Origin of the sequence: Kaistella solincola (assembly GCF_000812875.1) — a bacterium.
GTDB classification, from domain to species: domain Bacteria; phylum Bacteroidota; class Bacteroidia; order Flavobacteriales; family Weeksellaceae; genus Kaistella; species Kaistella solincola.
The window spans coordinates 1-225 of the sequence record NZ_JSYK01000014.1 but is presented as its reverse complement, the minus strand read 5'-3'; the positions used below and the strand labels follow the sequence as shown (position 1 = coordinate 225).

General features: G+C 41.8%; 1 protein-coding gene. It reads left to right on the top strand.

Annotated elements, in window-relative coordinates:
• A partial coding sequence (locus tag OA84_RS11110) for a DUF1905 domain-containing protein (RefSeq protein ID WP_039346595.1) occupies positions 1-225 on the top strand: 225 nt, incomplete at both ends.

Here is a 225-nt window from a genome sequence, read left to right as displayed (position 1 = left end):
GGCAAAGGCGCCTGGACTTATCATCTTCAAATTCCCAACACGAAACACATCGTTGGGAAATGGGGATCATTGAAAGTTTCGGGAACTATCGACAACTACAGCATTGAAAGTATTAACCTGGCGAAATTAGGAGACCAAGACAAACTGATTTCCATTAATGACAAAATCAGGAAAGCAATTAACAAAAGTGGTGGCGACACCGTAACCGTGACCCTTTACTTAATG